Genomic DNA, 16,878 nt, shown 5'->3' with positions numbered 1-16,878 from the left:
ACAAATTAAATAAGAGATTTACTTTATTAAATTATAAAATTTTCCATAACTTCAATAATTTTTTCCTCATCCATTCCACAATTTACTAAATACTCTTTAGCACTACCATAATGCCCCCTTAAATAATCAAAAAACTTCATCATCATTCGCGGTTCAGATTCTAGAAAAGCATGATTTTTAGCATCAATCAACTTTTCTAATTCAGGAATAAGTTTCAAATTATTCTCATAAGATTCAGAATAATCTTTAACAATATCATATTCATGACAACCTGCTAAATCTAATAATAAAGCTGCAATAACCCCTGTTCTATCTTTACCAGCTGAACAATTAAACATGATAGCATCATATGGATGATTATAAAAAATTTCAAAAACTTCTTTAAACTGTTCTTTATTAGCCTCTAACATAAATATATAAAAGCCTGCCAAATCTTGATAATTAGCTATTTCTTTAGGTAATATATTCAAATCTTTAGCTTTCATTAAATTAACATTATAATATTCAATATCATGATAATTAATTAATGAACTAGGCTGCTGTTCTACTTCAAAGTCACTTCGCAAATCAACCTGTACCCTAATTCCATAATTATACAAATATATTTTTTCATCATCAGTTAATTTTGCAGGATTAGTTGAACGAATAAATTTATGACTTTTAGTGTAATATCCAGCTTGAGTTTCATAACCTCCTAAATCTCGAATATTTGTCATACTTTCTACTTTCAACATTCTTTCTTCTCGACTTAATTGCATCATATAACTTACCTCACTGATCGAATTATATCATAACTATATCAGATACTCAATTTACTATTCTTCAAAAGGACGTACTCTTAGCGTAACACCCAATTCATCAGCTATGTTTTGACATTTTATAATCTTTTCTTCACCAATAATATCAACTACTGTCAAAATAACATTTTTAACATACTGCTTAGCCTTTTTAGCAAAATCTAACATATGATCAAAAGAATCAATTCCATATCTTGCCCTTGTTAACTGATAATATTCTTCTTTATCAGGTGCATTTAAACTAATTGAAACAGTATCAATTAAGCCCTTAAAATCAGGAGTAATATCTCTTTTTAAAGTAACTGACGATAAACCATTAGTATTTATTCTTATCAATAAATCATTTCTTGTCTCTTTTAAATACTTTGCTACTTTCATTAAATCATCATGTCGAGTCAAAGGTTCTCCAAATCCACAAAAAACTACTTCTTTAAAATCATTCAAATCATATTTTTTAAATTCTTCAATAATCATTTCTACTGTAGGCTCTTCTTTTAGCCATAAAGAATTAGACTCCAGCATTTCCTTAGTATTCCTTAAACAAAAAGTACAAGCACAACTACAACGATTAGTACTATTTACATAACAAGTAACTCCCTTTAATTCATCTAACTCCTTAATATCAATATAACTATTTTTAAACACTGTATACAAGATTACCATTATTCTTCCTCCCTTATAACTCTTTTAAAAATGGTTCAAAACATAATCCCAAATGATTATGAGCTCCAATTTCCTGACTATAACTAATACATTTAGATGCAAAATCAGCTGCATCTTTTACACTTTGATAAAAATCATGATTTAACAAATACTTACCAGCAATTACCCCACTAATAACATCACCTGTACCACTGCGATCTTCACCAATTTTTTTTACTTTGATGATTCGATAATCTTTTCCTTTTTCATATAAAAAATTAATTATTTCTTCGTTTATACAGATTCCTGTAACAACAATCTTCTCAGGCCCCTTTTTAGCTAACAATTCACACATTTTAAACAACTCCTCAAAACTCGGTATTTCATGGGGATAATCAAGATTTAAAAGAGCACATAATTCAGTTAAATTAGGTGTCATAATTGATGCATATGGAATTAGTTCTCTCATCTTTTCCTGCATCTCAAGTGTATATGTAGGATAGAGTTTTCCATGATCACCCATTACAGGATCAATTAATACAAATGTATTTTCCTGTTTGAAATTCTTAATGAAATCAATAACGATATCAATTTGTTTAGCAGAACCTAAAAAACCTGTTACTATACCATCAAACTCTAAATTAATATTCTTATATGTAGCAATATAATCATTCATTCTATCTGTATAGTCATCAAAAAAATAACCAGAATGATAAGTATTGATTGATAAAATTGCAGTTGGAACAAATACACATTCAATTGCCATTGCAGAAATAATTGGTAATTGTGCTGCAATTGAACAACGACTATATCCAGTTACATCGTTTATTAAAGCAATTCTTTTTTGTCTCATAAATACTCCCCTTTTCATTGTCTTTAATTTTATCATATTTTTATTAAAATTAATCATGACAGTTTTAATTATTTTTATGTGGACAATCAATAGTAATATTTTGTATAATAAAGAAGAACATTAAAAAGGAGACATTATGAAAAAGATATTTAAAGTTGCAATGGTTATGCTTCTAGCCCTTACATTAGCAGGATGTGGCAGCAGTAATGATGAAAACAAAAAAGATGCAGGTAGTAAAAATGATGATTTACTAAGCGGTAATCATCATGCTGTAATTGATGTTAAAGATTATGGAATAATTAAAGTTGAGCTTAATGCTGATGAAGCTCCAATTACAGTTACTAACTTTGTTAAATTAGCAAAACAAGGATTCTATGATGGATTAACATTCCATCGTATTATTAATGAATTCATGATCCAAGGTGGAGATCCTGAGGGTAATGGTACTGGAGGATCTGATGAAACAATTAAAGGTGAATTTAGCGCTAATGAAGTTGATAATATATTAAAACATACTCGTGGAGCAATTTCAATGGCACGTTCACAAGATTATGATAGTGCCAGCTCACAATTCTTTATCGTTCACCAAACTGCTGAATCATTAGATGGGCAATATGCCGTTTTCGGTTACGTATATGAAGGTATGGATGTAGTAGATAAAATCGCTACAAGTGTTCCAGTAACTGATAATAACGGGACTGTAGAAGCAGCAAACCAGCCAGTAATCAATTCAGTAAAAATAACTGACTAAGCTAATTTCTTAACGAAATTGGCTTTTTCTTTTTATAAATATTTAATTATATACTACTTTAGATAATTTTTTAATTGCTTTACTAAACAAATAAACAGTAATTACAAACGCACTAAAATCAGCAATTGGCACTGCAACAAAAACACCATCTAAACCAATAATCATAGATAAAAGCAAAATCATTGGAATTAAAATAATTACTTGTCTTAATAAATTCAATATACTAGCCACTTTAATTTTACCTATACATTGAAAATAATTAGCTGCCATAATTTGAGCACCTAATAAAGGTAAACAAATAAACCAGATTCTTATCGCTTTTGTTCCTAATCTTACCACTTCTATTTCACTATTAAACATTCTAATAATAGTCTCTGGAAATAATTCTACTGCCAAAAAACCAGTAGTTGCAATAATAGTTCCCCCAATAATCGCATATTTTAAAGTTTCTTTGACCCTATTATCTTTACCTGCCCCAAAATTATAACTAATCAATGGCTGCTGACCTTGCATCAATCCTGTTAAAGGCATTTGACATATTGTCTGAAAACTAGTAATAATGCCAACAGCAGAAATAGCTATATCGCCACCATATCTACCCAATGTACTATTTAAAATAAAATTTAAAACACTATTAGCCATTTGCATTAAAAATGCTGGAATCCCTGTTTTAATAATATCTAATGCATAATCATATTTTAGTTTTAAATGTTCAATGTCTAATTTAATTAATGAGCGATTAGAACACAAATAAAATAACTGCCAGATCATACTTAAAAATTGCCCACCAATTGTAGCAATTGCCGCTCCTTGCATTCCCATATGTAATTGCATAATTAATATATAATCAAATAAAATATTGAAGCCAGCTCCAATTAACTGTGAAATCATTGCATTTTTTGGATTCCCTTGAGCTCTTGAAAAATTATTTCCACACATCGCTATACACTGAAAAACTGCTCCAAATAACACAATTGATAAATAATCACTTGCATATGGCATTACTGTGTTACTAGCACCTAATATTTTTAATATAGGATTGATAAAAATATTTCCAAAAATTGTAAAAAGCAATCCAAATATAATAGTTAAAATAATTGCATTACCTTGATAAATACAAGCCTTTTCTTTCTCTTTTTTACCTAATGAAATACTAAAACGTGTTGCTCCACCGACACCAACCATCAGTGAAATAGCCATCAATACTAAAGTAATCGGATAACTAATTGTGATTCCTGCGATTCCAACTGCCCCCAGGTTAGGAGCATTACCAATAAACATTCGATCGACTACATTATAGATTGCATTTACTAGCATTCCAATTATCGCTGGAACACTAAACTCTACTAATAAAGGTAAAATTCCCTTAGTTTCCATTCTTTCATCATTCACTAATTTTACCTCCTTCTAAATTATATTTTATAATATCTAACATTCTTCTTAACTCTATCTGCTCATTTTTAGATAAACCAGCAACTATATCTCTATCTTTTTTACTAAATACATTATCAACTAGTTTTTGCTTTTCTAATCCCTGCTTTGTTATAGCTATTAAATAATAACGCTTATCATCAGGTGATTGAATTCGCTTAACTAAGTTTTTACTCACCATATTTTGTAAAAGTCTAGTCACTGCACTTTTATCTACTTGTAATTCCTTAATAATATCTTCTTGATAAATTTCAGAATTCTTTTTTAAAATCATTAAAATAGCCCCCTCATTACCTGTTAAATTATATTCTTTTAATCTTTGATTACTATCATTCCTATTTAACGTTGCTAAACGATTAATAATCTTTCCCATTCGTTCCATATCGCCACCTCCAATAGTTGATATATCAACTATTATATGCATATTAATTGATATGTCAACTGTTGTAAAAATAAAAACAGCTTAGATTAAATCTAAACTGTCTAATATTAATATGCTTTAGCAAAATATACAACTTTCTTTGCTGGTTTACCACAGATTGGACATACATCACCAAATGGCTCTTCGTCTTCTTTAATACAGCGACTAGTCGCACTAGTATCCTCTTTGATCTTAACTTCACATGCTTCATCACCACACCACATCATCTTGACATATCCGCCTTTTGTTTCAATGATGTTTTTAAACTCATCATAGTTATTAGCCTTGCGAATATTTTCATTACGATGTTTTAAAGCTTTTTGATACATTTCCTCATGAATCGTATCTAACAACTCTTTAACTGTAGTTTCAAGATTTTCATCCAATGAATATGTATCTTTATTTCCATCATTTCTTTTAGCAATAACGCAAGCATCATTAGCAATATCTTTAGGTCCAATTTCAAGTCTTAATGGAATACCACGCATTTCTGCTTCTGAAAATTTCCATCCTGGTGATTTATCACCAGCATCAACTTTTACTTTGATTCCTGCTGCCTTTAATCTTTGTTCTAATTCATAAGCTTTATCTAAAACACCATCTTTTTGTTGCTGGATTGGAATAATCATAACTTGAATCGGAGCTACTCGTGGTGGTAAAACCAAACCATTATTATCACCATGAACCATAATAATCGCACCTAATAAACGAGTCGATACCCCCCAAGAAGTTTGGTAAACATATTCTAATTTATTTTCTTTAGATAAAAACTTCATATCAAAAGCTTTTGCAAAGCCTTGACCAAAATAGTGACTAGTTCCTGATTGTAAAGCTTTACCATCATGCATCAAAGCCTCAATCGTATATGTAATTTCAGCTCCTGCAAATTTTTCTCGTTCTGTTTTACGACCAGTTACCATTGGAATTGCTAATAAATTTTTAGCAGTTTCTTCATAAATCTCCAGCATTTGTAATGTTTCTGCTCGAGCTTCTTCTTCACTAGCATGAACAGTATGCCCTTCCTGCCATAAAAATTCTGATCCTCTTAAAAATGGACGAGTTGTTTTTTCCCAACGAACAACTGAACACCACTGATTATATAACTTTGGTAAATCACGATAAGAATTAACAACTTTTGCATAATGTTCACAAAATAAAGTTTCTGAAGTTGGACGAATAATTAAGTTTTCTTCTAAATTATCTAATCCACCTTTAGTTACAATTGCACATTCAGGTGCAAATCCTTCAACATGATCTGATTCTTTTTGTAATAATGATTGTGGAATTAGCATCGGCATATAAACATTTTCATGTCCTGTTTCTTTAAAACGCTTATCCATATATTGTTGGATTGCTTCCCACATTGCATAACTATATGGGCGATAAATTATAAATCCCTTTACCCCACTATAATCCATCAATTCTGCTTTACGACATACATCTGTATACCACTGAGCAAAGTCATCTTCCATTGCACATATCGCATCATTTTTTTTATTATTTGCCATTATTTCTCCTCATTTCATTATAATCTTTGTATATTTTACTATTTCTATTAACATTATTCAATAGAAATATATGTTTCTTTATTTACTCTAGAAAGAACAATCCTATGATCAATTCGCTCTTTCAATTCACTAACATGTGAAATAATACCAATTAATTTACCATCCTGCTGGATATCCATCAAACAGTCAATTGCTTGATCAAGTGATTGACTATCTAAAGAGCCAAATCCCTCATCAATAAACAATGTATTAAGTTCTATTCCCCCAGCAAAACTTTGAATCATTTTAGATAACCCCAAAGCTAATGATAATGCTGCTTTAAACGATTCACCACCAGATAAAGTCTTTACATCTCTGAGCATTCCACTCTCTAAATCCAGTACATCTAATTCTAATCCCTGTTTTGAAGAACCTTTAGAACGATTATCACGACGATATAATTGATATCTACCTAATGACATTCTTTTTAATAAAATATTTGAATAAGCTAAGATATTTTCAAAATAAGCAGCCAATACATACCGTTCAAATGAAATACGATACTCATTTTTACCAGTTGTTATTTCACTTAAATCCAGATACTGTTGATATATATCATAACTATCATTTAATTGTTTATCAATTTCTCTAATATTATTAATTGTATTTGTGACTGTTATTAACTTAGCTTTTTGCTTATTCAATGAATCTTGTAATTCCTCTAATTCTATTTTTAACTTTTTAGTAGATTCTTTTAAAATTGATATATCAACATACTTTATATCTGCCAATTCTTCTTTTAATTCACTAATCTGGTTTTGTAAAGTTGCTGTAACAATCAAATAATCATTATATTCTTTTTCTTTTTTATTAACCATATTGATTTGTGGTAATAAATTTATAAAAGTTTTTTCATCACTAAATGATTGTCCAAGTTTATTAAGATAAACTTTTAATTTATCTTGATAGTTATTTTGTTCTTCTACTAACTGCTTAGATATTAATTCAACATTTGTTTCAATTTGAATTGTTTTTTCTTTCAAATCACGATAATCATTTTCAATCTTAACTATCAACAATTCTAAATCCTTTAATTCTTTTTCATTATCATAAATCTTTTGATCAATTTGTAACTCTGTTAATTGTTTTAAATATTCTAATGGCTTGATTTTACCCATAAATTGATTCAATTGATCATTATAATTGTTAAGTGTATAGTTATAGTCTGCAATTTCTTTTTCAACTAATTCTAAATCTTTACAATGATTATCTAAAGTTGTCTTTAATTTATTTAAATAAATTATCTCATTATCTAATTCTTTAGCCTGTTTAAGTAAAATATTTTCTTCAATATTAACTGTCCCTAATACTTTAATAAAAACCTCTTTATCTAATTCTTCATTAATATTTAAACGTTTAGAATCATTTTCTAATTGTGTTTTTAAAATTGAGATTTCCTGTTGTTTCAAAATTAAAGCTCGATAAAGTTCATTACGCTGCTCACAACATTTATCAAAGTCTTGTTTAGCTTTTTTTAAATCTTCCTGATAAATAATATCTTTATCTAAATTTGCTAAACGGGGATGCTGATAAGAACCACATACAGGACAAGGCTGATTATCTTTAAGATCACGTGCTAATATTCCTGCTTGACTTAAACGATAGCGATGTTCAATTGAATCATAATGATGTTTTTCTTTTAAATATATATCTTCTAATTTCTGATACTCATCCTTTAAATCATAACCCTGATCTTCTGCTAATAGTAATTTATCATAATCATCACTCAATTTATGTAATTCTAATTTATGATGATGCACCTTTTGATACTCCTGGTTAATTAACTCATAATCACTTTTTAATTTATCTAATTTTGAAATACTACTACTATCACTTTCGATTAATTTTTGATATTTGTGTTGTTTATCTTCTAAACCAACTAATTTACTTTTAATTCTTTTTATTTGTTTAATTAAATTTGTTTGGTTTGCTAAATCTTTTTGAAAATCTTTAAAAGTTTCTTTTAATTCTTTATTCTTCTGTAATTGTAATAATAAATTATTTCTTTTATTTTGGTACTCATCTATTTTTAGATAATCAGCTTTAACATAATTTAATTCTTGTTCTGTACAAGATAATTTTTCTTTGTTATGTCCATTTAATATTAATAATTCATCTATTTTACTTTGAATCTTTTTTACTTCCTGGTAATCTTTTTGAATCTCTAAAGCCTTTTTTAATAGAATAATAGTTTCTTTTAGACTATGATAATATTCTTGATTATTTAAGTAGTTTTCTAATTTAGCTTGAAGACTCTCTAATTGTTTGATTCTTTGATTATTTAAATTCGTAATATTCAATTGCTGACTAACTTGATTATACTCATTATCCATATTTTGATAAACTAATTCATCACTAGATAATTTAATTTTAAGTTCATTTAAATATGTTTGATAATCAAGTTCCTGATCATTTAACTCTAAACTAGCTTCTAATAAATTCCTCTGACTAAATAACAAATCATATTTATTTCGATACTCTTTAACCTTTTCTTTTAATTGTTCCTCTAAATAAACTAGATCATTTGTCTTAAATAAGTTTCTTAAAACCTTTTCACGTTCTTCACTACCTGCATAAATAAGTTTGGTAAATTCTCCTTGAGCAATCATTGCAATTTGCTTAAATTGTTTTTCATCAATACCTAGAATTTCTTTTATCTTCGCATTAACTTCTTTTAGGCCATCTACTATTTTTTTATTTGGTAAAGTTAATATAGCTGTTGGCATTTTAGGAGTTTTTCTACCTTCAATAAAATATTTAGGAGAACGCCTTATTATATAATGATCATTATGTAACAAAAAATCCAATTCAACATATGTAGCAACACTAATATCAGCACTATCACAACGAAAGTGTTCGCTACTTCTTTCGCTACCACTAGAAACTCCATATAAAGCAAAAGTTATTGCATCAAAAATCATCGTTTTACCAGAACCAGTTGGTCCAGTAATTAAAAATAAACCATCTTGTTTGAATTGCTCAAAATCTATTTTAATAGTATTACGATATGGTCCAAATGCTGAAATAATAAGTGTATTAGGCACCATGATCATTTGCTCCTTTCATTATTTCGGCAATTATTTTTTTAGCTTGATTATTAATTGCTACCCCTTTTATCTTTTGATAAAACTGTTCAAATAATTCTACTGAAGATAATTTTTCAAAACCTATATCTGCTTTAGTATTATTTTTTAATTGTAAATTGGTTAAATTAGGATATGTTATTTGTAATACATTTTCATATTTGGTTCGTAAATAATCTATTGCATTTGGAACTATCATTGTATCTAACAGTTCAATTGCTACAAAATCACTATTATTACTCTCATAATGTTCCATTATCTCATCAAATGATCCTGATAACTTAATTAAGTTTTGTCGTGGTCTTAATTTAATCAATTCAAATGATATATCTTTATCAGCTATTGTAACATCTACAATACTTTTTTCATGTTTTATTTCATCAAAAGAATAATGCATTAAACTCCCACTATAACGAATCGTATCATATAAAACTTTTTGCGGAGCATGAATATGACCAAGAGCAACATAATCAAATTGTTTTACTAGTGAAACATCAATCATTTCGCTTCCCCCAACACTTAAAACAGACTCACTTTCACTACAAATAATATCTTGATTGCCACCGATAAATTGATGTGTTATTAAAACATTAGTTTCATCATAATTAATCTTTTGTCTACTCAAATAGCTTTTAAAAGCATCCTGGTAACTAACAATACTCTCATCATTATATAAATACCGCAAATAAGAAGGTTTAAAAAAAGGCAGTAAATAAAAATTAACTCCATCAATTACAATCGGTTTCATCTCTTTTTGAGGATAAGCTTCAATGTACAGTCCCTCCTGTTTTAATAAACCGCTTGCAAAACTTAATCGTGTTGGACTATCATGATTGCCAGCAATCATTAAAACCTTTATTTTATGTTTTAAAATCAACAAAGATAAGAAATCATTTAACACATCTATTGCTTCATTACTAGGAACACTACGATCATATATATCGCCTGCCATAATTAAAACATTTATTTTATTTTCAACTAAATATTTTGTTATTTGTGCTAATAAATCAGCCTGAATCTCTAATAAATTTTGTTGAAAAAGTAATTTTCCTAAATGAATATCACTAATATGAACAAATCTCATTATTTACCTCCGTAATTTAATCAAATAAACTTCTTTTTCCAATTCATCTGTTGCAAAATCTTTTCTCAATGCTATTGGAATCAATACTGTTTCAAGATACTCAGCTTTTAATTTTAAAATTGTTTTTTTAGAAGCTAAATTATCTGGCGAACATGTAATAATCAATTCATCAAAACCTAGCAATACTGCCTCTTTTATTAGTAATTTTGTTGCCTGATAAGCATAATGATGTCCCCGATATTTTAACTCGATATTATAACCAATATGACCATCATAATAACGTTCCTTGCGTGTTCCTTCACGTAATACAATTTTTCCTACCTCTATATCATCTACAACTATTAAAAAAATATAATATGGTTTCCACCCCTTAGGTAGACTAGTATTTACATATTCTTGTTTAATCAATTTCACTTTAATCACCTTGCAATATTATAACATAAATATATTGCGGTTTTTACTAATCTTTGAATTTATGCTGGTATAAAAAATAAGTTACTAGTTTAAAACTGTAACTCATTTATTAATTAGCTCGATTATTTTATCAATAATATTTTCGATTGTATCATTATTCATAAGATGAACATCACATGCATCTAAATATGACTGATGTCGCTGTTTTTTTAAATCAAATAGCTTTTGCGGTCCTTCTTTTAATAATGGTCTAGTAGATGTTTCAACATCTATTAAGATATTATCAATCGGACGATCAATATAAATAATAATTCCATTTTGCTTTAAATAATCAATATTTAAGCTATTTAAAACAACTCCTCCACCTGTTGAAACAATATGACCATCTAATCTCGCAATATCTTTACAAGCTTCTGTTTCCTTATTTCTAAAATATTCCTCACTAACCTCAAACATTTCTTGAATAGTTTGTTGATACTTTTCTACAATATACTCATCAGTATCAATAACAGGACGCTGTAATTTATCTGCTAATAACTTTGCAATTGTTGTTTTCCCACAACCCATAATCCCAATCAAAACAATATTTTTCATTTAAACTCCTTATGCATGACGATAGTTTCCTAACACTCTTAAAGTTAAACAATTTGTTTTTAATTGTTCCAATGCTAATTTAACATTATCATCATGTAAACTTCCTTCAAAATCGATATAGAAATAATACTGCCAATGTTTATCCTTTAAAGGACGTGATTCAATTCGTGATAGATTTATCTGATGATCTTTAATTACTTTTAAAATTGAATAAAGTGCTCCTGCTTTATGCTGCAATGTAAAAACTATACTAACTCGATCAGTTTTTTCATGATCCTCCAGCTGTTTTCCAAAGATAATGAAACGAGTATTATTAGTTTCCTGATTATGAATATTTTCTTTTATTACTTCCAAATCATATAAATCAGCTGCTATTTTTGATGCAATCGCAGCAAACTGTTTATTTTTATTTTCACTTACAAATTTAGCTGCTGCTGCTGTATTAGAGAAACTTTGAGGTCTAATATCTGGAAATTGTTTAAGAAACTTAGATGACTGTTGAATTCCTTGGGGATGACTATACACATATTTAATTTCTTCTAGACTAGTTCCTTTAATTCCTAAAAGATGTTGTGTGATATTTACACTATGTTCACCAACAATATAAAAATCATAATCCCTTACTAAATCATAGTTATCATTTATTGCACCAGTTGAAGAATTTTCTAAAGGAACGATTCCATAATCAATTTCATCATTTTTTAATGCCTCATAAACATCTTGAAAATGTTCATAATTAACATTTTTAACATCTCCAAAATATTCATGTAAAGCTTGATGAGCAAAAGCCCCAGGTACTCCTGCATAACCAACTTTAATATCTTCAATTTTTGATTTAGCTAATTTATAACTATCTTTTGATGGGATAAAAGTAGCTTGATAACTTTTCCCTATATCCATCACATCTTGAATAAAATCACAAGCATATTCAACTAATTCTTTATCAACGACACGATCAGCATTTTTTTTAATCACTGCCTTTTCTCGCTGTGGCTGAAATATCTCCATATCATGAGCTAATTTATAAGTTACTACATCTTTACTAACTTTCATTCTTTGTTCAAAGAGTCTAATTAACTGCTGATCAATTTCATCAATTTCTTTACGACACTGTTCTAAGTCTTTCATATTTACCTCACTAAATCAAGAATTGTTAGAGCTGCTATGGCCTCTACTACAACTACTGCTCTAAAAACAATACATGGATCATGACGTCCATGAATTTCTAATGTTGTATTTAAATGATTTTTTATATCTATTGTCTCCTGACACTTAGAAATAGATGGCGTTGGCTTAATTCCAACATTAAAAACAATCGGCATTCCATTACTAATTCCTCCAGTAATACCACCATTATTATTTGTCTTAGTTTTTATCTTATCACCATCATAATAATAACAATCATTAGCTTCACTGCCATACATTTCACTAATCTTATCATTTCCAAAAGAAACAGATTTTACGGCTGGAATTGAAAATAACAAACTTGATAAATGACTTTCAATTGAATCAAAGAAAGGTTCTCCCAGTCCTGGTTCTAAACCAATTACTGCACATTCTATCTTGCCTCCAACCGAATCTTGATTCATCCTAGCATTATCAATAATTTCTATAAATGGTTCATAAATATCCCGATTTAAAACTGGATATTTTTGACCAGCTAAATAATTTAAAGTATCTTTAGAAAGACGCATATCAAAATACTCATCATATTTATCTTTAATACTTAAAATATGGCCACCAATATAAATACCTTTTTTAGCTAAAATTTGTTTTGCAATCGCTCCAGCAAAAACAATTGGTGCTGTTATTCGCCCAGAAAAATGACCTCCACCACGTACATCATTAAATCCTTTATATTTAACAAAAGCAGGATAATCACTATGTCCTGGACGCATTTTCTCTTTCAAAAGAGAGTAATCTTTTGAGTGCTGATCACTATTATAAATCATTCCACATAATGGTGCCCCAGTTGTAATGTTATCTTGAAGACCACTCATTATTTCAACATTATCTGCCTCTTTTCTAGCAGTTGACATCTTATTTTGTCCTGGAGCTCGGCGTTTCATCTCTTTAGCCACTTCATCCATATCAATTTTGATCCCACTAGGAAGATTACCTAAAACCACACCAATAGCCTTACCATGTGATTCCCCAAAAATAGTAATTTCAATATTATTCTTCCATGTTGATGACATCAATAATTCCTCCTAATGATTGATAATCTTCCCAAAAGCTTGGATAAGATTTTTCGACACACTCCATATTATCAATAATGACAGACTGATTACATCTTGTTGTAGCAATTGCTAACATCATTGCAATTCGATGATCAGCAAAACTTGAACAATTCCCACCAACAAACTCACTTACTCCTCTAATTGTCATACTATCAGATAATTCTACAACTGATCCTCCTAATTCATTAAGCTGTGAACTTGTTGCAATTATTCGATCACATTCTTTGATTCGTAATCGTTTTGCATTTATGACTTCACTTTTCCCTTGAGCTAAAGCTAAAGCTACAGAAACAACAGGAATAACATCAGGACACTGACTTGCATCAACTTGGGTCGCAGATAAGTTTTCTCCTGTCACTTTTATCCCATCACTAACAACATTAATCTTAGCCCCCATTGCCTCTAAAATGCTTAAAGTTGCTTTATCTCCTTGTAAAGAATTAAGATTCAAATCAGTTAAAACAACATCATTTCCAATTGCTCCTGCAACTAAATAAAAAGCAGCTTGTGAAAAATCAGCCTCTACTCGATAATCGTGAGCCTGGTACTCTTGATTTCCCATCACAACAAAACTTTTATAATCATTATTTATAATCTTGATTCCATATTGACTTAGCATTTGTAATGTTAAATCAATATATCCTTTAGATTCCAAAGTTGAAGTTATCTCAATTATTGAATCTCCTTTCAATAATGGTAAAGCAAATAATAATCCTGTTATAAACTGAGATGAGATATTTCCAGGAATAATATAATGATCTGGTTTTAACTTCCCAATTACATATAAGTCTAAAACATCTTTTTTATACATATATCCGATATTTTGACGCTCAAAAATTTCATAAAAAGTATCTAATGGTCTTTTCCCTAAATTACCTCGACCAACAAAATGAACTTTATTTTCTTCAACAATTGAAATTGGAATCATGAATCTAAGAGTTGAACCTGACTCCTCACAATCTATTTCACTATTTTGTTTTGTAAAAGTAGTAGTTCCATCAATAATTAAATAATTTTCAAACTCTTCAATTTTAGTACCTAAAGACTTCATTGCTTTAATAGTCGCTTGAATATCCTTTGAATATTCAATATTATCAATTCGACTTACTCCTTTAGCCAAGCTAGCACAAATAATAGCTCGATGAGCTAATGATTTTGAAGGCGGTACCTGAACTATCCCTTTTAATTTAGTTGGTGTTATTTTTACTGCTGTCATTTTAAACCCTATCCTTTATTTTAATTAACGAAAGATCACTTTGATAAACATAACTACTTCCAATCTCTTTTAACAATACTAATGATAACTTTCTATTGATATTTTTCTTATCAAGGCTAATAGCGCCTATTAAATCACTTGTCTTTACATCACTATAAGTAGGCAGATCATATTTAGTACAAATATCTTTGATTATATCACTAGTCGCCATTGGTGATAACCCCTTTTCTTCAGCTATTTTTGTCAGCTGAACCATACCAATAGCCACTGCTTCTCCATGTGAATATTTTTGATATTGATAATACTGTTCAATCGCATGACCTAAAGTATGACCAAAATTTAATAATAAACGGTCTCCAAAATCAAATTGATCACGCTCTACTACATCACGTTTAATATCAACACAACGATAAATAATCTCATCAATATCCTGATATAATTCATCAAAACCTTGATAGCTATTTATTTTATCAAATAATCCTTTATCTTTGATACAACCGTATTTAATCACTTCTCCCATTCCATCATTAACAAATCGTTTAGGTAATGTTCTTAATGTTTCAGGATCAATTAAAACCATCTTAGGATGATAAAAAGCCCCTACAAGATTTTTACCTTCTGGCAAATCTACAGCTACTTTTCCTCCAACTGATGAATCAACCTGAGCTAACAAAGATGTTGGTATTTGCACCAGCTTTACTCCCCTTAAATAAGTTGCCGCAACAAATCCAGCTAAATCACCAATTACACCACCACCTAAAGCAACAATTAAATCAGTTCTAGTTAATTTAAAATCTAATAAAGCTTTATATAACGATGGTAATATATCAAACCGCTTAGATTGTTCACCATGAGGAACAATTACATGTTCTACGATAAACTCTTTATTTAAGACATTAGTTAAAAGCTCTCCATAATAGCTATACACTTGATCATCAGATATGATCATAATTTTATTTCCCTGATAAACCTTCTTTATATACTTATCACTTTGAGCTAAAATCCCTTTTTCGATATAAATAGGATAACTATTATCCTCTAATGCAACTGTCATTTCCATCGTTATATTTCCTCCTAAATTAACTATACTTTTTTACCAACAACTTCAGCAATTTTACTGATTTGTTTCAATAACTCTTCATATCTTTCTGGTCTTAATGACTGTGGTCCATCACATAATGCTTTTTCTGGATTATTATGCACTTCTATCATCAGTCCATCTGCTCCTCCTGCTACTGATGCCTTTGCCATCGGTTCTACCAGCCACCATTTTCCTCCTGCATGACTTGGATCTATTACTATTGGCAAATGTGTCAGCTTTTTCACCACTGGTATCGCCTGCAGGTCTAATGTATTTCTTGTATATGTCTCAAATGTTCTTATCCCTCTTTCACATAATATCACATTTGGGTTACCATTTGCCATTATATATTCTGCTGACATTATCCATTCTTCAAATGTTGCACTTAATCCTCTTTTCAACAGAATCGGTTTCTTTGTTCCTGCTCCTACTTTTTTCAACAGATCAAAGTTTTGCATATTTCTTGCTCCTATCTGAATCAAATCCACTTTTTCATTAAATTCATCCAGATACTGTACATCCATCAATTCCGAACAGATTGGCAGTCCTGTCGCCTCCTTTGCTGCTACTAAAATATCCAGTCCAGATGATCCCATCCCCTGGAATGCATATGGTGAAGTTCTTGGCTTGAAAGCCCCGCCTCTTAAAATATTAGCACCAGCAGCTTTAGCAGCTTTGGCAATTTCAATTACCTGTTCCTTGCTTTCAACTGAACACGGACCTG

Annotated in this window: 16 protein-coding genes; 1 reads left to right on the top strand and 15 read right to left on the bottom strand. The window is 29.5% G+C overall.

The features are described 5' to 3' along the window. Positions 1-26: 26 nt before the first annotated feature. From BMW96_RS06150 to BMW96_RS06140, 3 genes are read right to left on the bottom strand one after another with little or no spacing between them, the layout of a single operon-like run. On the bottom strand, positions 27-761 hold the full coding sequence (locus tag BMW96_RS06150; RefSeq protein WP_092353557.1) for a tyrosine-protein phosphatase: 735 nt from the start codon (positions 759-761) through the stop codon (positions 27-29). A gap of 54 nt (positions 762-815) precedes the next feature. Next, positions 816-1,460, bottom strand: a complete 645-nt coding sequence (locus tag BMW96_RS06145) for a TatD family nuclease-associated radical SAM protein (protein WP_092353555.1) — start codon at positions 1,458-1,460, stop codon at positions 816-818. Positions 1,461-1,473: 13 nt separating this feature from the next. Continuing rightward, entirely contained in the window at positions 1,474-2,292 is an 819-nt protein-coding gene (locus BMW96_RS06140; protein WP_092353553.1) for a pyridoxamine kinase, read from the bottom strand. 136 nt (positions 2,293-2,428) lie between these two features. Here BMW96_RS06140 and BMW96_RS06135 point away from each other — a divergent pair, with 136 nt between their 5' ends. Beyond that, positions 2,429-3,043: a peptidylprolyl isomerase gene (locus BMW96_RS06135; RefSeq protein WP_092353551.1), complete on the top strand. Its 615-nt coding sequence runs from the start codon at positions 2,429-2,431 to the stop codon at positions 3,041-3,043. Between the two features lie 42 nt (positions 3,044-3,085). Here the strand turns inward: BMW96_RS06135 and BMW96_RS06130 are convergent, their stop codons facing one another. The 12 genes from BMW96_RS06130 to aroF all read right to left on the bottom strand — a co-directional run. Then, the gene (locus BMW96_RS06130) at positions 3,086-4,435 is read right to left on the bottom strand and encodes an MATE family efflux transporter (RefSeq protein WP_092353549.1); all 1,350 of its coding nucleotides are present in this window, start codon (positions 4,433-4,435) and stop codon (positions 3,086-3,088) included. Then, positions 4,428-4,856 (bottom strand): MarR family winged helix-turn-helix transcriptional regulator, encoded by a 429-nt coding sequence (locus BMW96_RS06125; RefSeq protein ID WP_092353547.1) that lies wholly within the window; start codon positions 4,854-4,856, stop codon positions 4,428-4,430. The genes BMW96_RS06130 and BMW96_RS06125 overlap by 8 nt, the downstream gene beginning before the upstream one ends. A 107-nt stretch (positions 4,857-4,963) precedes the next feature. Continuing rightward, positions 4,964-6,403: a proline--tRNA ligase gene (gene proS / locus BMW96_RS06120; RefSeq protein WP_092353545.1), complete on the bottom strand. Its 1,440-nt coding sequence runs from the start codon at positions 6,401-6,403 to the stop codon at positions 4,964-4,966. Positions 6,404-6,456: 53 nt separating this feature from the next. Next, positions 6,457-9,489: an AAA family ATPase gene (locus BMW96_RS06115; protein WP_092353543.1), complete on the bottom strand. Its 3,033-nt coding sequence runs from the start codon at positions 9,487-9,489 to the stop codon at positions 6,457-6,459. After that, a complete protein-coding gene (locus BMW96_RS06110) occupies positions 9,479-10,609 on the bottom strand; it encodes an exonuclease SbcCD subunit D (RefSeq protein ID WP_092353541.1) in 1,131 nt (376 codons plus the stop codon). Before BMW96_RS06110 ends, BMW96_RS06115 begins: the two co-directional genes overlap by 11 nt. 3 nt (positions 10,610-10,612) lie before the next feature. After that, positions 10,613-11,023: a GNAT family N-acetyltransferase gene (locus BMW96_RS06105; protein WP_092353539.1), complete on the bottom strand. Its 411-nt coding sequence runs from the start codon at positions 11,021-11,023 to the stop codon at positions 10,613-10,615. 102 nt (positions 11,024-11,125) lie between these two features. After that, positions 11,126-11,617 (bottom strand): shikimate kinase, encoded by a 492-nt coding sequence (locus BMW96_RS06100; protein ID WP_092353537.1) that lies wholly within the window; start codon positions 11,615-11,617, stop codon positions 11,126-11,128. Between the two features lie 9 nt (positions 11,618-11,626). Next, positions 11,627-12,745 (bottom strand): prephenate dehydratase, encoded by a 1,119-nt coding sequence (gene pheA / locus BMW96_RS06095; RefSeq protein ID WP_092353535.1) that lies wholly within the window; start codon positions 12,743-12,745, stop codon positions 11,627-11,629. Positions 12,746-12,747: 2 nt separating this feature from the next. Beyond that, positions 12,748-13,815: a chorismate synthase gene (gene aroC, locus BMW96_RS06090; RefSeq protein ID WP_092353533.1), complete on the bottom strand. Its 1,068-nt coding sequence runs from the start codon at positions 13,813-13,815 to the stop codon at positions 12,748-12,750. Further along, positions 13,793-15,073 carry a 3-phosphoshikimate 1-carboxyvinyltransferase gene (gene aroA, locus BMW96_RS06085; protein ID WP_092353531.1) on the bottom strand — a complete coding sequence of 427 codons (1,281 nt, stop codon included), beginning with the start codon at positions 15,071-15,073 and terminating at the stop codon, positions 13,793-13,795. The genes aroC and aroA overlap by 23 nt, the downstream gene beginning before the upstream one ends. 1 nt (position 15,074) lies before the next feature. After that, complete coding sequence (gene aroB, locus BMW96_RS06080; protein WP_092353529.1) at positions 15,075-16,133, bottom strand: 3-dehydroquinate synthase; 1,059 nt, start codon at positions 16,131-16,133, stop codon at positions 15,075-15,077. 23 nt (positions 16,134-16,156) lie between these two features. Next, the coding region (aroF, locus tag BMW96_RS06075; RefSeq protein ID WP_092353527.1) for a 3-deoxy-7-phosphoheptulonate synthase at positions 16,157-16,878 on the bottom strand (722 nt) is incomplete at its 5' end.

It is taken from the genome of Thomasclavelia cocleata, from assembly GCF_900102365.1.
In the GTDB taxonomy this organism is placed as follows: Bacteria; Bacillota_I; Bacilli_A; order Erysipelotrichales; family Coprobacillaceae; genus Thomasclavelia; species Thomasclavelia cocleata.
This window is presented reverse-complemented; position numbering and strand designations above follow the sequence as displayed.